The sequence below is a fragment of the Neobacillus rhizosphaerae genome (assembly GCF_050477885.1).
GTDB lineage: Bacteria > Bacillota > Bacilli > Bacillales > Cytobacillaceae > Neobacillus > Neobacillus rhizosphaerae_A.
Map to the genome: position 1 here is coordinate 1 of NZ_JBCNAC010000195.1, position 21,328 is coordinate 21,328.

Annotated in this window: 19 protein-coding genes, 1 pseudogene and 1 riboswitch; of the genes and pseudogenes, 7 read left to right on the forward strand and 13 right to left on the reverse strand. The window is 41.0% G+C overall.

Annotated elements, in window-relative coordinates:
• Positions 1-204 precede the first annotated feature (204 nt).
• Both ABES03_RS25235 and ABES03_RS25240 read right to left on the reverse strand, forming a co-directional pair.
• The gene (locus tag ABES03_RS25235) at positions 205-1,113 is read right to left on the reverse strand and encodes a DMT family transporter (protein ID WP_430121889.1); all 909 of its coding nucleotides are present in this window, start codon (positions 1,111-1,113) and stop codon (positions 205-207) included.
• Positions 1,114-1,300: 187 nt separating this feature from the next.
• On the reverse strand, positions 1,301-1,441 hold the full coding sequence (locus tag ABES03_RS25240; protein WP_430121890.1) for a hypothetical protein: 141 nt from the start codon (positions 1,439-1,441) through the stop codon (positions 1,301-1,303).
• Between the two features lie 22 nt (positions 1,442-1,463).
• Positions 1,464-1,549, reverse strand: a riboswitch (cyclic di-GMP riboswitch).
• 144 nt (positions 1,550-1,693) lie between these two features.
• On the opposite strand from ABES03_RS25240, the gene ABES03_RS25245 reads away from it, so the two are divergent.
• On the forward strand, positions 1,694-2,539 hold the full coding sequence (locus ABES03_RS25245) for a VOC family protein (protein WP_430121892.1): 846 nt from the start codon (positions 1,694-1,696) through the stop codon (positions 2,537-2,539).
• A gap of 18 nt (positions 2,540-2,557) precedes the next feature.
• Positions 2,558-3,514, forward strand: coding sequence for a peptide-methionine (S)-S-oxide reductase MsrA (gene msrA / locus ABES03_RS25250; protein WP_430121894.1), 957 nt, complete (start codon positions 2,558-2,560; stop codon positions 3,512-3,514).
• A 159-nt stretch (positions 3,515-3,673) separates the two neighbouring features.
• On the opposite strand, the gene ABES03_RS25255 is transcribed toward msrA, so the two are convergent.
• Positions 3,674-4,711: an EAL domain-containing protein gene (locus tag ABES03_RS25255; protein WP_430121897.1), complete on the reverse strand. Its 1,038-nt coding sequence runs from the start codon at positions 4,709-4,711 to the stop codon at positions 3,674-3,676.
• A 226-nt stretch (positions 4,712-4,937) separates the two neighbouring features.
• Between ABES03_RS25255 and ABES03_RS25260 the strand changes: the two genes are divergently transcribed.
• Entirely contained in the window at positions 4,938-5,354 is a 417-nt protein-coding gene (locus tag ABES03_RS25260) for a VOC family protein (protein WP_430121899.1), read from the forward strand.
• A 37-nt stretch (positions 5,355-5,391) separates the two neighbouring features.
• Here ABES03_RS25260 and ABES03_RS25265 read toward each other — a convergent pair whose 3' ends face one another.
• The 10 genes from ABES03_RS25265 to ABES03_RS25310 all read right to left on the reverse strand — a co-directional run bounded on the left by ABES03_RS25265 (position 5,392) and on the right by ABES03_RS25310 (position 16,539).
• Positions 5,392-5,847, reverse strand: coding sequence for a VanZ family protein (locus ABES03_RS25265; protein ID WP_430121901.1), 456 nt, complete (start codon positions 5,845-5,847; stop codon positions 5,392-5,394).
• A 158-nt stretch (positions 5,848-6,005) separates the two neighbouring features.
• Positions 6,006-6,443, reverse strand: coding sequence for a MarR family winged helix-turn-helix transcriptional regulator (locus ABES03_RS25270; RefSeq protein WP_430121903.1), 438 nt, complete (start codon positions 6,441-6,443; stop codon positions 6,006-6,008).
• A gap of 43 nt (positions 6,444-6,486) precedes the next feature.
• Positions 6,487-6,981 (reverse strand): glutathione peroxidase, encoded by a 495-nt coding sequence (locus ABES03_RS25275; RefSeq protein WP_430121905.1) that lies wholly within the window; start codon positions 6,979-6,981, stop codon positions 6,487-6,489.
• Between the two features lie 160 nt (positions 6,982-7,141).
• Positions 7,142-8,356 (reverse strand): aminotransferase, encoded by a 1,215-nt coding sequence (locus ABES03_RS25280; protein WP_430121907.1) that lies wholly within the window; start codon positions 8,354-8,356, stop codon positions 7,142-7,144.
• The gene (locus tag ABES03_RS25285) at positions 8,353-8,859 is read right to left on the reverse strand and encodes an Lrp/AsnC family transcriptional regulator (RefSeq protein ID WP_430121909.1); all 507 of its coding nucleotides are present in this window, start codon (positions 8,857-8,859) and stop codon (positions 8,353-8,355) included. Before ABES03_RS25285 ends, ABES03_RS25280 begins: the two co-directional genes overlap by 4 nt.
• 297 nt (positions 8,860-9,156) lie before the next feature.
• The gene (locus ABES03_RS25290; protein WP_430121911.1) at positions 9,157-11,892 is read right to left on the reverse strand and encodes a S8 family serine peptidase; all 2,736 of its coding nucleotides are present in this window, start codon (positions 11,890-11,892) and stop codon (positions 9,157-9,159) included.
• 153 nt (positions 11,893-12,045) lie between these two features.
• Positions 12,046-13,992 (reverse strand): FtsX-like permease family protein, encoded by a 1,947-nt coding sequence (locus tag ABES03_RS25295; RefSeq protein WP_430121913.1) that lies wholly within the window; start codon positions 13,990-13,992, stop codon positions 12,046-12,048.
• Positions 13,982-14,743: an ABC transporter ATP-binding protein gene (locus tag ABES03_RS25300; RefSeq protein ID WP_430121915.1), complete on the reverse strand. Its 762-nt coding sequence runs from the start codon at positions 14,741-14,743 to the stop codon at positions 13,982-13,984. Before ABES03_RS25300 ends, ABES03_RS25295 begins: the two co-directional genes overlap by 11 nt.
• Positions 14,744-14,845: 102 nt before the next feature.
• Positions 14,846-15,850, reverse strand: a complete 1,005-nt coding sequence (locus ABES03_RS25305; protein ID WP_430121917.1) for a sensor histidine kinase — start codon at positions 15,848-15,850, stop codon at positions 14,846-14,848.
• On the reverse strand, positions 15,847-16,539 hold the full coding sequence (locus ABES03_RS25310) for a response regulator transcription factor (RefSeq protein WP_430121919.1): 693 nt from the start codon (positions 16,537-16,539) through the stop codon (positions 15,847-15,849). Before ABES03_RS25310 ends, ABES03_RS25305 begins: the two co-directional genes overlap by 4 nt.
• A gap of 137 nt (positions 16,540-16,676) precedes the next feature.
• Here ABES03_RS25310 and ABES03_RS25315 point away from each other — a divergent pair, with 137 nt between their 5' ends.
• The 4 genes and pseudogenes from ABES03_RS25315 to ABES03_RS25330 form a co-directional block, all read left to right on the forward strand.
• Positions 16,677-17,948 (forward strand): MFS transporter, encoded by a 1,272-nt coding sequence (locus ABES03_RS25315; RefSeq protein ID WP_430121921.1) that lies wholly within the window; start codon positions 16,677-16,679, stop codon positions 17,946-17,948.
• Positions 17,949-18,126: 178 nt separating this feature from the next.
• Complete coding sequence (locus tag ABES03_RS25320; protein WP_430121923.1) at positions 18,127-18,954, forward strand: hypothetical protein; 828 nt, start codon at positions 18,127-18,129, stop codon at positions 18,952-18,954.
• 596 nt (positions 18,955-19,550) lie between these two features.
• A complete protein-coding gene (locus tag ABES03_RS25325) occupies positions 19,551-20,456 on the forward strand; it encodes a hypothetical protein (RefSeq protein ID WP_430121925.1) in 906 nt (301 codons plus the stop codon).
• A gap of 39 nt (positions 20,457-20,495) precedes the next feature.
• A pseudogene (locus tag ABES03_RS25330) lies at positions 20,496-21,328 on the forward strand (hypothetical protein); the annotation flags it as partial.

The following is a 21,328-nucleotide window of genomic DNA, read 5'->3' on the forward strand; positions in this document are numbered from 1 at the left end:
CGATCGGTAAATAGAAAAAGTTTCAAAAGCCCGAGCTAAGGGAAAAATGCATGACATTTAAATAGAAGAAGGTTCCAATGCCCATGGTTGGTGGACAAATGTCCCTAGAATACAATAAAGGAGTACATGGCGTAGAGTACAAACTCTCTGATGTCCTCTAAACAAAAAAGAACTGGGCAGTTTTTGCCCGGTTCTTCTTGTATTTTATTGGTACCTCTCTTTTTCAACAACTTGTGGAAGCGGCTTTTGCTTCTGGGTCATGAAGAAGAAGACACCGACAAGGACGAGTAGTCCCCCTGCAATTTGCCATGGAACAAGTCGTTCATGTAATAAAATATAGGCTAAAAACGTTGAACCAACGGGTTCACCTAAAATACTCATAGAAATCGTGGTGGCATTGACGTATTTGAGGAGCCAGTTATTAATCACATGACTTACGGTAGGAACCGTCGCAAGTAAAAGGAAGATTCCCCATTCCTTAGCGGGATAGCCGCCGAAGTCCACACCTGTTATAAAGTTATAAATGATTAAAATAATAGCAGCCGAGAAAAACACACAAAAGCTATATAGCCAGTGTGATACTTTTTTCACGACGGTTTGCCCGATTAATAAGTAGCCAACAACCGAGATCACACTTAAAAAGGAAAGTACATCCCCCATAATGGCATCCTGGCTCAATCCGAAATCTCCCCAGCCGATCATCATCGCGCCAATAATCGCAATCCCCATTGTCATTAAGGCGGATAAGGTGGTTCTCTCTCTAAACAGTAAAAAGCCCCCGACTAATGACACGATCGGCTGCAAAGCTAGAATGATTGTCGAACTGGCCACTGTCGTTAGCTTTAATGACCCAAACCATAGGACAAAATGTAGAGCTAAAAACGAGCCTGAAAAAAATAAAAGGAACCAGTCATTTTTCTTGATGTTTTTAAATTCATCTCGATGTTTCCATACGATAGGAAGCATTAAAATACTTGCAAATAACATTCGATACATACTTAAAACTGAGGCTGGTGCATCTGACCATTTGACAAAAATAGCTGAAAACGAGATGGCTATGATGGAAATGGTAAGCGGCAGGGCAATGGACCTTGATGCTTCTTCCTGTTTCATGTTCTCCCCCTATTTTTTACGTTATCAAACAAACTATTTATATATTATACTCGCGTTTTTCGTAGCTCTCAACTAGGCGATATTCTGAGAAATTTCGGCACGATGGAGAAATATTTGTCGTTTCCTGGGAAATGATGTCCTGTGTTAAAAAAATGCTGATTGGTTCAACCAATCAGCATTTTATATGTTATGAAATATTGTTAGCGAGAATGGTAACTAAGGCACTAATCAGGATTGCTCCAATCATAATCGAACTATACATTAGACGCTTTTTTCTCTTTTTTTTAACAAGTACTTCTTCTGGTGTTAGCCAATATGTTTTTGACATCAAATACTCTCCTTTAATAATTGATGGCAGCTGGCTGGCATTGTCAGGATGACAGTAGCCCCTATAGCTTTGCGACATCACCTTTCAGTGATTTTGCCTTTAAATGAATCTTGAAACAGTCACCCCGAAATATTTTCTTGAACTGGATTATCTCCAAATCAAGATATTATCATATATAATTAATTTTGCCAAGGTGTTAAGCTGTATTTAGGGAATAGTAAAATTAATGGAAAAAATGGAGGGGAGAACATCATGGGAGAATTTCATCGTAAACCCAATGTATATGTTGGAGAAGTTAACATTAAAGTGAAAAACCTAGAAAACTCGGTTGCATTTTACCAAACCATTATTGGGTTAAAAGTTTTAGAAACAGCAGAGGGTCGCGTAGTTTTAACGGCAGATGGGAGCAAACCATTAGTTACGCTTGAGCAGCCTGAAGATGTGATTTCCAAAGCCGACCGTACAACCGGTTTGTACCATTTCGCGATATTATTGCCGACAAGAGCTGATTTATCGGTCTTTTTGCGTCATTTACTGGAAGCGGGTTATCCACTGGGTGCTGCAGACCATTATGTAAGTGAAGCATTGTATCTAAATGATCCAGATGGCAACGGAATTGAAGTATACCGTGACCGTCCTGCAGATGAGTGGACCTGGAAAAATGGGATGGTAGACATGGCAACTGAACAGCTTGATGCACAGGGGATTCTTACTGAGAGTGATGCTCAGTGGAAGGGTTTACCGGCTGAAACGCTTATGGGGCATATCCATCTTCATGTAGCAGATTTGCAAAAAACTGAAGAGTTTTACACAAAAGGTCTCGGGTTTGAACGGGTTGCTACGTATCCTCAAGCAGTCTTTCTGTCGACTGGCAACTACCATCATCATATTGCAATCAACACTTGGCAGGGAGTGGGTGCACCAACACCGCCAAGAAACAGCGTAGGCTTAAATTGGTATACACTTGTATTCCCAGAGGCGTCTGTTAGAGAGACTGCGGTTAAGCAACTGCAGCAAATAGGAGCACCTGTAAAGAAAGAGCAGGACTATTATTTGACCAATGACCCGGCAGGTAATCAAATTCGGTTATTAGTCTAATGTAAGGAGTGGGATCGAATGACTGAAAAAATGGAATTGGCCACGTTTGCGGGAGGTTGCTTTTGGTGCATGGTAGCTCCGTTCGATGAGCAGCCGGGAATCAAGAACGTGTTATCTGGCTACACTGGCGGACATAAGGAAAATCCTACCTATGAAGAAGTGTGCTCCGATACCACTGGTCATTTGGAGGCCGTTCAAATAACCTTTGACCCACATGTGTTTTCATATGAAAAGCTACTTGCGTTGTTTTGGCAGCAAATTGATCCAACCGATGCTGGCGGGCAGTTTAATGACCGAGGACATTCCTATAAGACGGCTATTTTTTATCATAATGAGGAACAAAAAAAGCAGGCGGAAGCATCAAAAGCAGAGCTTGCTGCGAGTGGACGCTTTCAACAGCCCATTGTGACGGAAATCCTTCCTGCAGAACCATTTTACATGGCTGAAGAAAAGCATCAGGATTATTATAAAAAATTCCCTTTCCACTATAACCATTATCGGGAGGGCTCAGGACGTGCGCGGTTTATTCGCGAAAATTGGAAGAAACGAAAAAGCGATGAAGAGCTAAGGCAGGAATTAACTCCAATCCAGTTTGAAGTGACTAGGAAAAATGCAACAGAGCCACCCTACCGTAATGAATTTTGGAATCATACGGAGGAGGGAATATATGTGGATATTATTTCTGGGGAACCGCTGTTTAGTTCCCAGGATAAATATGATGCAGGCTGCGGTTGGCCAAGTTTTACCAAACCGCTCCGCCGGAATGAGCTGGAGGAAAGGTTTGATACGTCTCATGGAATGAGGAGAATTGAAGTGCGGAGCAAAACCGCGGATTCGCATCTCGGCCATGTGTTTGATGACGGACCTGGACCTGACCGGGCCAGATATTGTATTAATTCGGCTGCACTCAGGTTTGTTCCGAAGAGTAAACTCCTAGAAGAAGGGTATGGACAGTTTTTAAGGCTGTTTGAATAGTTTGGATTAAAAAGCCCTGCCTGGGTGGCAGGGCTTGAATTTTTTATATAGATTTAACTTTCCATTTTTATCTTCTTTCTTAATAGAAAAGTGGACATAGAACCCATCTACTTCGACTTTTTCCTTCATTCTGAACAGAAAAGTGGACGTAGAACCTTTCTACTTCCATTTCTTTTCAATGACCTCAACTGGTTGTTCCTGCGGCTTGGAAAAATAATAGCCTTGGAATAGGTCGTAGCCCATTTCTTTTAAGAAGTGAAGATCTTCTTCGCCTTCAACACCTTCGGCAAGAGCTAATGCATTCATCTTGTGGGCTATAGTTAAAACGGATTGTGCTACTTCTTGCTTTGCAGGATCCCCGCTAACGCCGTTTGTAAATTCAAAGGCAAGCTTCACAATATCGGGTTCCATTTTTGTAAGCTTCTCCAGGTTATTGAAGCCAACACCCACATCATCTAGGGCGTACTTAAAGCCATGTGCACGGTAATAATTTAAGATTGATTTTAAGTGCTCCAGATCCTCTACTTCATCTGTTTCGACTACTTCGAACACCACTTGTTCTGGTTTAATATTCAATTGCTTGATTAAGGCAAAAGTGGTCGAAAGACAGTGCTCAGGGACATAGATAGCCGTTGGGATAAAGTTAATAAAGATCAGTTTATCCTGCACGACGGAGGCATTTCGAATCGATTGCATCCTACAGACGCGGTCTAATGCAAACGTACGATTTCTGATTCTTGCTGCTTCAAACATTTTAAAAGGTGGAATGATTTCTCCGTTTTCATCGAGTCCACGAGACAAAAGTTCGTGACCGATAACATGAATAGCATAATTATCAACCCTTACTATTGGCTGATAATGGGTTAGGATGGAGCTATTTTCTATTAATCTATCAATCCAGCTGGCATTGCGTTCTTCTTTATAGGAAAGAATGGGTCGCAACTCTTGTAGACTTTTTAACGGATCCACTGAGCTAGATAATACTGCGAAAATATGGTGGTGGTCCATATGGACTTCGAAATAATCAAGTACAGCAAAAAATACCGGCTCTTGTAGCCAAAACATCCGCTCGTTTATATATTTCCAAGACTGTTCAGAGAACTTTTGGAAATAAGTTGTTAATTTTGAGATACTTTCATTTTCTGCAAAATAGACAGTATAGCCCCTTGCAGTCGGCAGACAAACTTCACATCCCATTCACTTTCTCCCCTTAACAAATCGTATTCATCCATTATACGACAAAAAAGGACTATTTTCTTACTTTTCTGGAAGTGAAAGTGTCTTTTTGTGGTGCCTAACACCCACAGGTTTTTATGTTGGTATTTTTGGGAAAAATGGTGTTGTACCTGGAAGAAATTTATGGTAGTATAAATACGAACACAAGTTCTATTTATGTTAAAAATCTATTAAAAGAGGTGTCTAAATGATTTTAGGAGTTTTCCCTTATTTGGTTTTAAACGGAAATGGACAAGAAGCAGTGAAGTTTTATGAACATGCATTGGATGCAAAGGTCATTTCAGTTCAGACATTCGGTGATATGCCTGGGAAATCTGACTTGCCTGAGGAAGCAAAAAATCGTGTATTAAATGCCCAATTAAAAGTTGGAGATGTACACATTATGCTATCTGATAACTTTCCAGGGAATCCCTATCAACTAGGTGATCAAGTAACGATTGCCATTTCTATTAGTGATGTTGAAAAATCAAAAGAAGTATTCGGAAAATTAGAAGATGGCGGTAAAGTCATTATGCCGTTACAAGAAACGTTCTGGAGCCCCTCTTACGGACAAGTCACCGATAAATTCGGTATTACTTGGCAGGTTTCGACGGAACCCAAATAATTGAATGAAAAAGGAAAGCCGCATTTTAGCTGCTTTCCTAGTTACTTTTTGTAAGGTGACTTTGTTTTACGAGCAGGTGGGATTTTAAGAGAAAATAAACACTGTAAATCCCCATTGTATCAATCACTAAATCATACATCCGGCCGTCTCTCCCGAAATACAACTGGAGAATCTCTGTCATTAACGCAAAAGAAATTGAGAGCACCAGTGACTGCTTATGATTTCTCAGCCATTTAAAAAGCAGGTAATCAAAGATAGCAAAACCAACAAAATGCCCTGTTTTTATGATGATAAAATAATGATGGATCGTACGGATATCCTGTAAATAAAAGAACGATAAATAATTTGGAGATGCAACCCACGTAAAACTCACTTCTTGAGTCCGTAAGAGCGCTCCTAAATTACTGGTCCACGTATGCAGCAGTAATATAAAACCCCAGATAATTACTAGAACTATTTTGAATTGCCGCCCTTTAACCCCTTTTACAAACATGCTGTCCAACTTCCTTATTTTTGTTATGGCACTACTTTTTTCTATTCATTTCCATAAGTGATAGAAAAACATACGTAAATGAGTACAAAAAAATATCCCAAGCTAGCGGGGCCGCCGGGATATAAGAAGAGACATTTTAAGGTGGGAAAGTAGTGGGATTATTCCTTCCGCCCCTTCAATTTGTTGGATAAAACATGTAATTGCTGCATGAGTTGTTTGTATTCGTCTAGTTCAATTTTGCAGGATTGAATTTCCTTCCCGACCATTGTGGTAATTGGTTGTTTTCCTTCATAGGCTTTCTTTTCTAAATGGATATACACCTTGCGTTCATCTGTTTTGGACCGCTCTTTACGAAGCCAGCCGTTGGCTTCCATCCGAGAAATCATCGGTGTCAGTGTTCCAGTGCCTAGATTTAACCGTTCTCCTAATTCTTTCACAAGAAGTCCATCTGTTTCCCATAATGCCAATAGAACCAAGTATTGAGGGTAGGTTAATCCAAATGGCTGCAGTACGCTTGTATAAAGTTTGTTAAATTCACTTGCCGTTTCATACACGGCAAAGCATAGTTGTTTTTCTAACGTTAAAAAGTCTTTCATGATGATCTCATCTCACCTTAGTTATCATTTGAACTCAGTCATTTTAAAGTGATGCGGAAGTAGACAATAATTTAACTACATCCGCTTCGATTTTGTCTGGTGCTGTGGTTGGTGCATAGCGTTCAATCACCTGACCATTGCTGTCGACAAGAAATTTGGTGAAATTCCATTTAATCATGCCACCTAATAGACCTTTTTTCTGATCTTTTAAATACTTAAACAATGGATCGGCATAGACACCATTTACATCAATTTTGGCAAAGATGGGGAAGGTTACGCCATAGTTTAATTGACAAAACTGTGTGGTTTCTTCAATATTATCAAATTCCTGATTGTTGAATTGATCGCATGGAAAGCCCAGTATTTCCAATCCATTGTCCTTGTATTTATCATATAGTTCCTGAAGGCCGGTAAATTGTGGGGTTAACCCGCACTTACTCGCTGTATTGACAATCAGTAACGGTTTGCCCTTGTATTCTTCTAATGATTTTTTCTCACCATTTGTCTTCTTAACTGTGAAATCATAAACTGTCTTCATCGTTCATTCCTCCAATTCCATTCATTTGGTGGCCATTTATAATTCAACCGAAAAATAAATCGTTTACGATTTAATCTTACACGATTTAAATAGTCATTTCAAGAATAACGAATTAAAATAGAAAAGCCCAAATCTGCATGACTAGAATTGGGCTGTTTCTTCATGATTGTGTTTGGCATTCTTCAGATTCTTTTTTGGGATGTACACCCCGGGATTCAATAAATCGTTGAATCCGTTTAAGTGCTTCTTGCAGCTGCGTCATGGAGGTAGCATAGCTGCAGCGGATATATCCTTCGCCGCTTTCACCGAATACATGACCCGGAACCACAGCAACTTTTTCTTGCATCAGCAAGTCTTCGGCAAATTGCTCGGAGGTTAAGCCGGTTGCACGAATAGATGGAAATACATAGAAGGCGCCGCCGGGAGTATGGCAATCGAGGCCCATTTGATTCAAAGCTTGGACCACGTAGTTGCGTCTTCTTCTGTAGCTATTGCGCATCGATTCCACTTCATGATAGGTATTCCTTAATGCTTCAATGGCACCGTGCTGAAGCATATTTGGGGCGCACATGGTTGTATATTGAAAAATCTTTAGCATGACATCGACAAACTCCTTCGGTGCTGCTAAAAATCCTAATCTCCAACCTGTCATCGCGAAACCTTTTGAAAAACCGTTGATTAAAATGGTTCGTTCATACATGCCCTCGATGGAGGCAATGCTCGTAAAGGGTTCATCGTAGGTTAATTCAGCATAAATTTCATCTGATACGACAAGAAGGTCATGTTTTTTAATAATCTTTGCGATTTCTATGAGCTCATCCTTGGATAGCGTGCTGCCTGTCGGGTTGTTTGGTGAGCATAGGAGAATCGCTTTTGTCTTATTTGTAATCGCTGCTTCGATTTGATCAGCTGTCACATTAAATCCATTCTCAGGTGATGTAGCGACGGCAACCGGATTTCCCCCTGCGATGGAAACCAATGGGGCATAGGAGACGAAGGCAGGTTCGACGATCAGCACTTCATCGTCTTGATTTAAAATTGCCCGAAAGGCAAGATCAATCGCCTGGCTAGCTCCAATCGTTACAATGATCTGATTTGTTGGGTCATAATCGACTCCAAATCGTGAGCCAAGATAGGAAGTAATCTCTTGTCTTAATTCTAGCAATCCAGGGTTTGCTGTGTAGGAGGTAAAGCCCTGTTCGATGGAAAGGATTGCCGCTTCACGAATGCTCCAAGGCGTGACGAAGTCAGGTTCACCTACCCCTAAGGAAATGACACCTTCCATACTTGCGGCTAGGTCAAAAAATTTGCGTATCCCAGAAGGTTGCAGCTCTTTAGCCGTGTGGGAAAGGTAGCGATTATACTCGAGACTCATGGTGTAACCACCATTCTTCTATCTTTGTCCTCATTTTCACTGCTAAACAACACGCCATCATGCTTGTATTTCTTTAACATGAAATGGGTCGTGGTCGAAACGACATTTTCAATCGTCGATAACTTTTCTGAGACAAAGGTGGCGATTTGGTTCATAGTCTTACCTTCAACTGTAATGGACAGATCATAGGCACCTGACATGAGATATAAAGAGGATACTTCAGGAAAACGGGAAATCCTGCCGGCTACCTCATCAAAACCAACACCCCGCTTAGGTGTAACCTTCACATCAATCATGGCTACAACATTTTCCTGGCCTTCGACTTTACTCCAATCAATTAAGGTTGGGTAGCTCATTATGATTTTCGCTTGTTCCAGCTTTTCAATTGTTTGTTTAACTGTTTCTTCGTTACATAATGCCATTGATGCAATGGTTTCTACAGAGATTTTATGGTTTTCTTCTATGATTTTTAAGATTTCAATTTCCGCACTGCTAAGTCGCATGTGTGGTCCACCTCCACTTTCGTTTTTCGCTTATTGATGATTTTAATCTCTTTTCTGGTGGATGTCACGCTCATTTCGAAGAAATACGTAGCAAAATTTGAAAGATTATTACTATTGAAATATATGGTAAAATTTTTCTGAGGGATGTACTCATAGACCGATTTCGGATGAGGTTTTTAAAAGAAGAGTTTAGTAACATAAAAAAAGGTATGGCTGAATAGGTGCCATACCTTTTGCTTTGTCTATGAAGTTCAAATTTCTTAGTGTGAGCTAGTCGTCTGCTAATACCATCGAACCTTATTTCACCCAAGCTCCGCTCGCACCAAGTTTATACCCTTGAATCGTTGTATTGTAGGCCATGCGACCGTCAGAATAGAGGTAATACCAGCTCGTCCCGACTTTTACCCAGCCCGTCATCATCACGCCGTTGCCATTTAAGTAATACCAGGACGAACCGGACTTAAGCCAGCCCGTCATCATCGCGCCGCTACCATTTAAGTAATACCAGGACGAACCTGACTTGAGCCAGCCAGTCTTCATGGTACCGCTGCTCTCTAAGAAATACCAAGACGAACCTGACTTAAGCCAACCCGTCTTCATGGCCCCACTGCTCTCGAGATAATACCAAGTGGTTCCTAATTGTAGCCACCCCGTTATCATCACATTGTTACCATCAAAGTAATACCACTTGCCACCAATATTTTGCCAGCCTGTAACTAAATTTCCTTGATCATTAAAGTAGTACCAATGCTGATTGGCAAAAATCCAACCTTTTTCTGGCACTGTGTTCACAACAGGCTTATCAGTTGCAGTCCCTTTGACCACCACGATCGCTGCATCACTTGACAGTCCTGCTTTGTCTGTTGCGGTTATCATTAATTCTACTCCTGCTTTTTGTGCAGGAATCGCGATAGCAAATCGGCTATCCGTTCCGGAAACACCACTTCCAACAACAACTCCGTTCACTTTTATTTCCACCGTCGTACCGGCTTCCGCCTGCCCTGTCACCATGGTATCCCTATCTGATACCTCATTTACCACAGGCTTAGAGTTATAGGTTAAAGCTTTCCAAGCATTCACCGTTTTGCCGGTTTGAATTTTCCCAGACAAGGACCCGAGACTGTCCCCGGATGCTAGAATAATCGCTCGTAATCTTTCCGGTCCTGCATCAGGATATTTACCTGCCACCAGTGCAGCGACTCCTGAAACATGGGGGGCAGCCATTGAGGTACCATCAGCAAACGCGTAGGCACTTGCATAGGAGGTTTCCTCTGGAAAAACTAAATTTACCTTTGCTAGCGAAGAATTGTTGCTTGCAATATAGTCTGCGAACGGGGCATAGCCCACGCTGTACGCTACTCCGTCATAAGCGGTCCCCGTTACACCTGTAACCCGGGTCCTTGTTTCACCCTCCGCTTTAATCGTGAGCGCAAGCGTATCCGTAACGAAGGAAGCGTCCTCGTTTTGATATAAAATATCTTGTCCACTTAAAACAAGCGTTTTATTGCCATTTTTTAAAAAGCGTTCTAATGAATTAAGGTCAGTTGATGTTAGATTTGGCAGAACATCGCCAATGGCGTTTCCGGTAAACCAAATAACCGAATCGTAGCCGGAAAGCGTCGTAAAATCAGGACCATTCACTCCGGTCGCAACCGTTTTAAGCGTATATGACAATCCCGCATTTTTTAATAGAGTGGTATAGACAGCCACAAAACTATCGCCGCCACTCGTAGATTCATCATCTTGTACCAATAAAATTTTAGAGGAAGGAGTTAATCCTAGATAGCTGACTGCCTTATTAAAGGCCGCTTGTCTATCGGTACTAGAGACATTTTCAAAACCAAATCCGTTAAAAATTGCTTTGTAATTATAGGAACTATTGTAAATTTGCGCCGCTGCCCCTTCTTCTACTTTTCTTGGAATCGTACTTAAAATACCCGTTCCAGGCGCAGCAATATCCACACTACTTACACCGAAGTTTGAGAAGTCTGCTAGATTGCCAGAAGAATCAATTGCCGCAACAGAAATCACTTTGGGACTGTCATAGTTAGCCGGATAGCTAGGCACTTGGTCGTTGTTGACCCCTTCGTTCCCAGCCGCCGCGACAAAAAGCATAGAAGATTTATCGATGGCATCCTTTAGAGCCTGGTCATATTCAGAACCCGCCCAGCTGGTATTGGTCACTCTTACTCCCATCTTATTGGCGTACTCAACCGCTAGGATGGCATCCTCGGTGGTACCAGAGCCGTCTGGTCCAATAAACTTCAGTGGCATAATTTTTACATTAGGGGCAATGCCTGTGACACCGATGGCATTATTCGCTTTCGCCGCAATTGTACCGGCCACATGCGTGCCGTGATCATCTCCGTCCTCCTGATCAAAGGTGCTAGCATCATTATGGTAGAAATCCCAGCCATGAACATCATCGATATAGCCATTTTGGTCATCGTCTATGCCGTTACCAGCGATCTCATCAGGATTCGTCCAAATGCTATCTTTTAAATCCGGATGGTTGATGTCAATGCCGGTGTCTATCACTCCAACTACCACCTGCAGTTGATTGGTGCTTTTCGAAAACTCCTGCATTGCTTCTGGATAGTCGATATCGATATCGTTTACCCCGGAAGTGCCGTTAATGCTCTGTCCGGAATTGTGAAGTCCCCATAGTTTACTAAATCCAGGGTCATTGGGGAGAGATGCAATTGTATATTTATAGTTTGGTTGAACGTAGGCAACGGAGGGGTCCGTCTTTAATGTTTTTACTAGACTATCAATATTTGCTCCATCGTCCACCTTCACAATTTCCGCACCAATAGAACGGAGCTTCTTTTTTATTTTGAAGGGATGTTTCTTTTTAAAAGAAGCAGCAGCACCGGTATTTTTATATTTAATAATTAATTCGTCCGCTTGATAGTTTGTTGGATTCTTTTTGGTAAAAGGTACTTTTTCTGTAGCTAAAGCAATGGTTGATAAGGCAGTGGAGGAGAATAATAATAAGGAAAGAGACGTAACCAGCCATTTGCTCGGTTTCATTTTGGTGAACCCCTTTTCTAGTATGTTAGTCATGTTGATTTATTAAATTTATAACAAATTTCAGCAATTTAAAATGGTAAAATTTTAGCAGAGCGGGGGACTGTCCCCGTTAGACACAATTAGGGTCAGACCCCATGTCTGACCCTAAAATGTTTATAGTGCTTCTTTAATTACTTTCTTATAGTAGTTAACAGAGAGTATGCCAAATATGGAGTATAGAGTGGTATATAATACCATGACAAGAATCATCGGTGTCCATAGTTCCGTTCCGAACAGGAACCAGCCGGATTGGACGGCGAAGTAGCTATGAACGAGCCCTATCACTAACGGAATGCCGAAGCTAAACAATTGTTTCATTGTAATCCCTTTGACTAAATCCCCCTGTGTAAAGCCAAGCTTTCTTAAAATGGTATAATTCGGCTGTTCTTCTTCACTTTCACCCATTTGTTTAAAATACAGGATACAACCGGATGTCACTAAGAACGTTAACCCTAAGAAGCCGACGATAAACATGATAAGTCCCATCGTTTGTTTCTGGCTGTTGCTCATTTCCAGACGAGAGTCAAAGCCTGGATGTTCGGTAAACTTCATATCTTTAAAGATCATGTTCGCCGCTTCTAATTGATCTTCATCTTTTAAAGTAAACCCAATAAACACAGACGATTCTTTTTGTAGCGAAGGGTCGGCATCTTTCTGTAATCGTTGGAAAATAATTTCATCTACAATGGCCACAGGTTGCCCGCCATTCGTGTAATACCATGAGATAAGATGAAGATCCTTTAACCCCAAATAGTCTTGTGGAATGACTTCCGTTTTCCCTTTTAGCTCAATTTTTCCTGAGTTCTTCAAAGGCATAAATTTTTGCAGTAGATCGTTATAGCCAGTAAAGAAGGTATCCTCAGGCCCAACATCCAGCCCCGCGACCTCTTGATCGCTAATGACTGAAATCGACATGCTCTTCGGATCCACTTTCATTCCTTCAAGGTTGGAATTCATGATTGATTTTAAGTTGGCGTTGATTTGGATAACATCAATCTTCTTCTCACTAACCTTCATTTTCTTTGCTTCAAGAGCGTCCTTAAATTGCTCCGCCGCATCTGTATCGGTAAAAGCAAAATCTGCTGCTACTTGATCTTTTGCTGTTTTTTCCGCTGAATAGTAGGAGATATAACTTAGACACAACAGGGCAAGTGCAAGGGCGGAAACAGTCGTAATGATGGTTAACAAAAGAGCGTTCGATTTCATCCTAAACATGATAGACGAAAGAGAAAGCACCTCGTGAATCTTAAGGTAGCCGTCTTTCTTTTTCCGAATGAGATGAAAAAAGAAACTAACAGTCCCTTTGTAAAACAGGTACGTCCCGAAAATGACCGATGCCAAAATGCCTGTCATCGCCAGGAATAGCTCCATCATGTCGGTAAAATCGCCGGAAAACAATTTCGACGAAAGATAGTATCCGAATCCAATCAGAAGAATGCCAACTGTTCCCAGGACCATTTCCACCAAGGAGAGCTTTTTCGCTTTCCCTTCTGTCGATGAAAGGACTCTAAATAAGGCTAAAATGGTTTGTCTTTTAATGAAGACAAAATTCATCAGCAGGATGAACAGATAAATCACACCAAACACAATAAGGGATTGGGTCAATGCCTGGCTGGAAAAATGAAGGGTGGCAATCGCATCTACCTTCGTAATTTTAAATAAAATCATAATGATTAATTTTGAAACCGAGAAACCAATAAAAATCCCGACGATGAGTGAACCAAAGTAAAGTATAAAATTCTCTGCACTGAGAATGCGGAAAATCCTGTTCTTAGTCATTCCTATTAATTGAAACAAGCCAATTTCCTTGCTTCGTCGTTTTAGAAAAATATTGTTGGCGTATAAAACAAAGATGCTCACAATCCCGACAAGCAGGATGGAGCCCGCTCGAGTCGCTGCCGCTCCTTTAATCGTTCCTTTCGTTGAATCTAATGCAGGGTCATATTGCAGTGTGACAAATGAGAAATACAGAGCGACGCTAAAGATTAGCGCAAACACATAGAGAAAATAGTTTTTTAGATTTTTCTTGAGGTTTCGAAGGATGAGGTGATTAATACTCATATTGCACCCCGCCTAAGACTCCTTGGGTTTTCATAATATCTTGAAAGAACGTCTGGCGTGTTTGCTCGCCTTTATTCAACTGTGTATACATCTGCCCGTCTTTTATAAAAATCACTCTGCCACAATAGCTGGCTGCTACAGGGTCATGGGTGACCATCACAATCGTGGCTTGTCGCCTTTGGTTTAATTGGCGCAGTTTGTTTAACAAATCAGATGCAGATTTGGAATCAAGAGCACCTGTGGGTTCATCCGCGAAAATAATGCTTGGTTCGTGAATGAACGCCCGGGCGGCAGAGGTCCGCTGTTTCTGCCCGCCGGAAATTTCATTCGGGTATTTATCTTTGAGTTCATAAATGCCGAGCTCGTCTGCCACTTCCTTGAATTTGGCGTCTGCTTCTTGTTTGGACACTTTAGTAATCGACAGGGGTAAGAGGATGTTTTCTTTGACTGTAAGCGTATCAAGCAGGTTATATTCTTGAAAAATAAATCCTAAATGATGTTTGCGGAATTCTGCCAGTTGTTTTTCCTTTAAGGTTGTCATTTCTTTTCCTTCAATTTGAATGGAACCTTGGCTAACCTGATCAATCGACGATAAAACATTGAGCAAGGTTGTTTTTCCTGAACCTGACGCACCCATAATACTTACGAATTCGCCTTTCCCAATGGTTACATCGATGCCTTTTAATACTTCCTGTTTATTGAATTTGTTGCCGTAGCTTTTATAAATTTTGCTTGCTTGTAAAATAGTCATTCCGACACACACTCCTTCATTCGATACCTTTATTATAAAAGGAGGCGGAACTCGCATCCTTCGATTGGGCTAACAAAATAAGAGAAGCATGTGACAATGTTGTCACATGCCGATGATGTTATTGAAGTCGTTTCTTTTTGGAAAGTGTAAGGTAAAGCTTGTCTCTTCTCCAACTATGGACTGGACGTCAAACGTTATATGTAAAGGTGCTGCCGCTTTTCTTGCTAAATACAGCCCCATTCCGGTGGCTTTATTATCATGATGATTGGTAGTGGAGGTAAAGCCTTTCTCAAATATGCGCGGTAAGTCCTTCGGGTCAATCCCGCGACCCAAGTTCTTTATTTCCAGGATGGTTTGGCCATGTCGCTCGAAACTGGCTATGTGTATATCCGATTCTTTGCTATATTTAACCGCATTTGTTAACAGCTGCCTGATGATAAAAGCGAGCCATTTGCTGTCAGTTAACACGGAGGTTACCTGTAAATCAACATCAAACCCAACTCCTTTTTGCAAACACCAGGTTTGTAATGATCTGATTTCTGGAAAAATAACTGCTTTTAAGTCAGTCTGTTCGATGTACAAATCATTTTCCATAAAAGGAATGCGCCGTTGGTGAAGCTGTTGGTCTAATAGGTGGTGAATCCTCAACCACTCGTAGGTTAGTTTCGCTTTAAGCGTGTCCTCGTCCATGTCTTCAATCATTAAATGCATGGCTGTTAATGGGGTCTTCACTTCATGAATCCAGGCAAGTAATTCATCCTTTTCCACTTCTAGGGTCACTAGATTTTGCGAGGCTTCCTGTTTCAAACGCCTAGTCTGATTCAGCATCGCTTGCTCGATTATTTTTTCAAAAGGACTTTCGGCCGGTGTGATTGCCGAAACATCTAAACCGTGTTCCCATTCATCAAGACTTTTGAAAAATTTGGTTTCACTATGGTAACGGATGAACAAAAAAATAATAAAAATGATCATTGATAAAAATATCATATAAAGGATCGGCGTGAACGGGATCGCCGAATCAATCGAGGCGACAAATAGAAAGAGACCTTGAAGACATACAAATAGAAGTATCCAGCTGCGCCTTTCAATTAAATACTTTTTCATCATAAAAAGGATTCCTCTTCAACAGCTTTGTATCCTTGACCAACCTTTGTTTCAATATACTGTCCGAGGCCAAGCTCCTCTAATTTTTTTCGCAAGCGATTGACGTTAACGGTTAAGGTATTGTCGCTAACAAAGCGCTCATCATCCCATAGGCTTTTGATTAAGTTTTCTCGGCTGACGATTTTATTTTTTTGCTCAATGAGCAATTTTAAAATGAAAACTTCATTCTTTGTCAGTTCCACCGTTCCCGTTTCATTACTGATCGTGTTGCGCGGATAATCGATCGTTGCCCCACACCAGGTTTTGAGCTCAGTTTGGTCGGTATTATAATTGTACACACGGCGAAGAATCGCCTGTATTTTGGCAATGAGTACCTCAAAATGAAACGGCTTTTGAATGAAATCATCTGCGCCAAGCTGCATTGACATCACGATATCGGTTGGATGGTCACGTGAGGATAGAAACAGGATCGGCACATTGGAATGGGCTCTAATCATTCGACACCAATGAAACCCATCGAACTTAGGCAATTGGATATCAATAATGACTAAGTCCGGTTTGTGCTCGGTAAATTCCTGGAGCACCTTACTGAAGTCGGAAATCCCCACCACGTCGTAGGACCAGCCGATTAACCGCTCCTTTATTTCTTGAAATAGCGTTGTATCGTCTTCAATTAATAAAAGTTTAAACATTTTACTCACCAACTTTTTTCAAACATAGGTAAATTGTATAGCAAATTTTTCCTGTAGGCTAGAGGATTTCCGTTTGCCATCCATTTGGAAAAATTAGTGTATAATAGGTTGAATATCGCAAATGGGAGACGAGAATATTGGAAAAACAGAATAGCAGGTATAGATGGGTGGTTTTTGGCACGGTGTTATTTGCTTACTTTATCATTGTAAGCCAACGAACAGCCCCGGGATTAATTTCCGATCAATTAATGAAGGATTTTAACCTTACAGCATCCACCATCGGATTATTAGCAAGTATTCAATTTCTGGCTTACACCGGGCTGCAGATTCCGATTGGAATCCTGTCCGACCGTTTTGGGCCTAACCTATTTCTTGTAATTGGAGCGCTTCTTAATGGAATAGGAACGCTGATTTATAGTTTGGCGCCGAATGAGTTTGTCCTTCTATTTGCTCGCTTTTTAGCGGGGATTGGGGACGCGACCATATGGGTCAATTTGGTATTGATTTTGAGCCAGTGGTTTAAAGTAAATGAGTTTGTCAAGTTGCTCGGTTTTGCTGGTATGGCGGGGAGCTTTGGGTTCCTGTTAGCGACTGTTCCGTATTCGGCGTGGATTGCTGAAGCCGGCTGGCGAACTCCGTTTTTCACAACAGGTATTGTGTTATGTCTTGCCGGGATTCTTTTATATTATGTCTTGGAGAGAAAACCGAAGCAATTGTTTAAGAATAACCGTACAGCTTCTGGAAAAATAAAGAAGGAACGCGAAAAAACACTCGTTCTGTTGCGACGTATTTTTTCAGAACGGCAGGCATGGGCCACTTTCCTCTGTCATTTTGGAGTGGTGGGTACGTACGTTGGTTTCATCGGATCGTGGGCGGTACCCTACGGGATGCATGTGTATGGAATGACGCGTTCCGGTGCCAGTCAGCTTATCATGATTGGGCTGTTTGGTGCTTTATTGGGTGCACCGCTGACGAGCTGGATTTCAAGCCGTGTTGATTCAATCAAACGTCCGTATATTGTGGTTCATTTGATTGTCCTGTTATGTTGGGCTTCGTTTCTAGTGCTGGACGGAAAGCCAAAATACTCTATGCTCGTTTTGATCTTTTTTCTGATTGGCTACGGGAATGGTGCGAGTGCGTTAACGTTTGCTGTCGTTCGAAAGTCATTTGATATTAAAGTGGTCGGTGTGGTTTCTGGGGTAGCAAATACCGGCGGTTTTCTAAGTGCCGTCCTGTTGCCGGGTATTTTTGGGAAGGTATTAGATCATTTCCATTCTTCTCCGCCTAATGTCGGCTATCATTATGGATTTATCATTCCGGTGATTTTTTCAGTCATTGGTTTAATTGGTGGAGCTATGATCAAGGAACAACGCCGTGAATCGAAACAGCGGAGGGAAGCCGTGGTTTAAGACGCAGAGCAGAATTCGAAGCAGTGTGATTCTCATTAGGAATTACACTGCTTTTTTGTATTCAAGTAAAAGAATAGGAGAATATAGAAAAAAGTTAGGGAACAATACATTTTAATTACTATTTGTTTTGGATTTACTATTTCAAGTTTCGGAGGAATACTGCTTGGGTGTTGGGCCTTTGTCTTACATTTCTTTATTTATCCTATCAATAGTGGCATTAAGCTTGGGGTACTGGAAATACCGAAATAGATTATTGTTTGTTCATTATTTTGCCGTTTCAGGATGGATTTTATTTTTCGATTATTTGATTTATGCCTGGGGAAAAGCCTATAAATACTATCCAAATGTAATCAAAGGAGAATTCGATACCCATATGGGAGCTTTGGCGAATGCGCAAATACTCCCCGCTTTTGCCATTTTGTACATTGCTTTTCAATGTAAATGGTATTGGGGTTTCGTTTTTGCCGGCTTCTTTACGGGGATTGAATATTTATTTAGGCATTGGGAGATTTTTAAGAACCATTGGTGGAGAGATTGGTTTACCTTTGTATTGCTGGTTCCATTTTTTCCGTTTTGCAAACTTTGGTGGAAAGGATTGGCTTGGAATCCTAAGAAGTGGCTATCCTTTTTAAGCATACTGTCTGTCTTTTATGTCCTATATACTCAATTAAATGTTCTTTTATATGGTGTATTAAAATTAAGAACTATCCATGTAGAGTGGATTGAACGGTTAAATCGGCATAGTACAACAATAATGAATAGTCCGACTGGGCTTTTATTTGGAACGATTGTTACTTTCTTAACCATTTCCAGGGCTCGAAGCTTTTGGTATTTTCTATCGATTCTTGCATTTCTTGCCTTTGATGGATGTTTAAAGTTTGCTGGTATCGTTCGAACCGATCACATTGTATTAGATTCGATCCTTAGCTTTTGCACTTTTCTAATACCATTGTTAATTGTGAAATATATTAGTAATAAAATATCTGGTTCCAATAAACATAGCTAAATATTAAAGAGGCCGGATCCCACATATATGGGTCCGGCCTCATCTTTATTTAAGGTTTAATTATAGAAAAAACCAATGACTATTTTTATCCATCCGAGAAAAGCAATCCACAGCGGGACACTTAGCGTTGTCCCCCACATTAACCCCACGAAAAAATTCCCCTTTTCTTCCATGAAATCCACTCCTACCTGAAAGTTGGTGGTACAATCATTGCTTTCATCAGTATGGTCATAATGTTGGGTTTTTAACTATTCAAATCAGGTTTTACTGTAGGACTGGCCAACATAGCGCTATTATGTAACTCGTCTAATGGATATATTCCCTTTAAACATATCAAATAAACTCTAAAAGATTATGAAAATCATGCAAGCCAAAATATAAAAAGTTTCGACAAAAGGCCGTTAGAAAAAATCTCATACAATCCCAATAATAGTCTCCAGGTATTAAAAAATACCAAAATTAAGGGCAATTTGATTCATGCGCTTTTAGGTGAAAAGAAGCGTTTCTTGCGTAAAATGACGAAAACGGTCAAAAACCTTTTTACAACCTCGAATGTTGTCCATGAAGGTTACGATTATTAGAGAGGAGGTGAAATCTTGCACTTCCGACATTTTCTTATCACTGGATTAATGGTCGGAGCAGCTATGTTTTTACCAGATCAAGCTTTTGCAGAAAAAAATGACTCTAGTGGACTTCAACCTACTCCGAAAGAGTTTGTCCAAGGCCAAAGTTCTGCAAAATCTGATCAAGCATCACAAAAAACAAATCCGGTAAAAGCAGAGAGCGCAAAATCCCAGGAAAAATCTATAGTCGTCCCAAGCAGAGCTCAATCGAATCAGGGCGGGGCTAAACAACAGAACTCCAGCAGTACGCCTCAACAAGCTGTTGCTCACAAACCAACCGCATTGCCGGTACAGGCAAAAGTGAACGTGAATCCGCAGGCAAAAAAGGCGGAGATTAGCGTTAATTCTCGCAGTAATGGAAAGGGTGCAGCTATACAGGAAGCTAAACGTGGGGTATTACAGGAAACGAAGGTTTCTGTAAAAGGTAGTGTCAATTCTGATAAACATTCCTTAAAAAATGATACCGTGGCTAAAAATAAAACCCGAATCACGAGAGACGACAATTGGTTGCCATCTCAGCAAAAGGGTCAGTATGTACCACAATCCCAAAATGAAAGTAGTTTTGAACCCCCTGTAAAAGAACCGCTTGAAGAGGGACCAATCCCAGAGAGTAAGGAAGAAATTCCAAAGGTTAGCCAGATGTGGAGTTCTAGTCAACGGACGAATAGTTCCGGTGGGCAGTCTAATGATCGAGGTAATCAGGGATTAAGTACGATAAGTATGTTGGATAAATGGTTTGAATGGAATAATCTTTATGACATCAAGCTTGTTCAACCATTCCATTCTCGGATTGCATGGATGATTCATCAATGGGAAAATGCTCCACCTTCACCACCACCGCAGACAGCTCCTTTATTAGAAACCGTTACCCGCAGCTAAAAGCCAACGGAACACATAATAAAAGGAGCGAATAATAAAATGAAACATTATCTAAATTATAATAAAGTATTTAAATCTGTTGTATTGGCTGGAGCAGTATCTTTTGGAGTATTTGCAGGAGGCCATTTCACTGAAGCAGCAGGTCACGGAAATGCGAAGGCTGAACACAGTGTTCATGTAAACAATGTAAATAGCACAAAAGCTATTGGAAAAGTTAAGGTAAAGCAAAAAGTTGAAGTGAAAGCTACTGTGAAGCCTGTAGCAGGCAATGCTAGCAAATCACAAGCGAGTGTACATGCAAGTGAGACTGCGAAAATGCATGCGGCTCCTAATTCAGCGGTTCATGGTAAGGTAGAACAGCCAAAAGCAGAAGAAACTGAAGTAACTGAAGTAACTGAAGAGACTCCAGTTCAAGAGCCTGTTACACCGGTAGTTACTGAGGATCAAACAGAAGTAACAACTGAACCTGTCGTGACTACTGATTCTAAAATCACTGAAACAGCAGATGTTGAAAAGGAAGACGCTGATGTTAAGGATGAAGAAAAAGAAGTAACAGTTAAAGAGGATGAAAAAGACGCCGATCTTGATGCGGATACAGCAGTAAAGACGGAAGAAAAAGAAGACGAAGATGAGCATTCTAAGTCTGAGAAAATGTTAAAAGATACTCATGTCATTGTTAAGTCAAATGATGAAGACGAAGCAGATGCTGTTTTAGAAGATGAAGAAGGTGCTGAGAAAGTAAACCCTTCTGCAGCTAACAAAGCAATGTCTCAAGCAAGCGCGCATGCAAGTGAAACAGCAAAATTACATGCTGCACCAAACTCAGCAGTATTAGCTGGTGAAAAAGAAGAAGCAACAGAAGTTGTAACTGA

What these genes read in the sequence shown, in the direction of transcription:
- ABES03_RS25235 (WP_430121889.1), bottom strand. Translation starts at nt 1,113, where the DNA reads ATGAAACAGGAAGAAGCATCAAGGTCCATTGCCCTGCCGCTTACCATT.
- ABES03_RS25240 (WP_430121890.1), bottom strand. Translation starts at nt 1,441, where the DNA reads ATGTCAAAAACATATTGGCTAACACCAGAAGAAGTACTTGTTAAAAAA.
- ABES03_RS25245 (WP_430121892.1), top strand. Translation starts at nt 1,694, where the DNA reads ATGGGAGAATTTCATCGTAAACCCAATGTATATGTTGGAGAAGTTAAC.
- msrA (WP_430121894.1), top strand. Translation starts at nt 2,558, where the DNA reads ATGACTGAAAAAATGGAATTGGCCACGTTTGCGGGAGGTTGCTTTTGG.
- ABES03_RS25255 (WP_430121897.1), bottom strand. Translation starts at nt 4,711, where the DNA reads ATGGGATGTGAAGTTTGTCTGCCGACTGCAAGGGGCTATACTGTCTAT.
- ABES03_RS25260 (WP_430121899.1), top strand. Translation starts at nt 4,938, where the DNA reads ATGATTTTAGGAGTTTTCCCTTATTTGGTTTTAAACGGAAATGGACAA.
- ABES03_RS25265 (WP_430121901.1), bottom strand. Translation starts at nt 5,847, where the DNA reads ATGTTTGTAAAAGGGGTTAAAGGGCGGCAATTCAAAATAGTTCTAGTA.
- ABES03_RS25270 (WP_430121903.1), bottom strand. Translation starts at nt 6,443, where the DNA reads ATGAAAGACTTTTTAACGTTAGAAAAACAACTATGCTTTGCCGTGTAT.
- ABES03_RS25275 (WP_430121905.1), bottom strand. Translation starts at nt 6,981, where the DNA reads ATGAAGACAGTTTATGATTTCACAGTTAAGAAGACAAATGGTGAGAAA.
- ABES03_RS25280 (WP_430121907.1), bottom strand. Translation starts at nt 8,356, where the DNA reads ATGAGTCTCGAGTATAATCGCTACCTTTCCCACACGGCTAAAGAGCTG.
- ABES03_RS25285 (WP_430121909.1), bottom strand. Translation starts at nt 8,859, where the DNA reads ATGCGACTTAGCAGTGCGGAAATTGAAATCTTAAAAATCATAGAAGAA.
- ABES03_RS25290 (WP_430121911.1), bottom strand. Translation starts at nt 11,892, where the DNA reads ATGAAACCGAGCAAATGGCTGGTTACGTCTCTTTCCTTATTATTATTC.
- ABES03_RS25295 (WP_430121913.1), bottom strand. Translation starts at nt 13,992, where the DNA reads ATGAGTATTAATCACCTCATCCTTCGAAACCTCAAGAAAAATCTAAAA.
- ABES03_RS25300 (WP_430121915.1), bottom strand. Translation starts at nt 14,743, where the DNA reads ATGACTATTTTACAAGCAAGCAAAATTTATAAAAGCTACGGCAACAAA.
- ABES03_RS25305 (WP_430121917.1), bottom strand. Translation starts at nt 15,850, where the DNA reads ATGATGAAAAAGTATTTAATTGAAAGGCGCAGCTGGATACTTCTATTT.
- ABES03_RS25310 (WP_430121919.1), bottom strand. Translation starts at nt 16,539, where the DNA reads ATGTTTAAACTTTTATTAATTGAAGACGATACAACGCTATTTCAAGAA.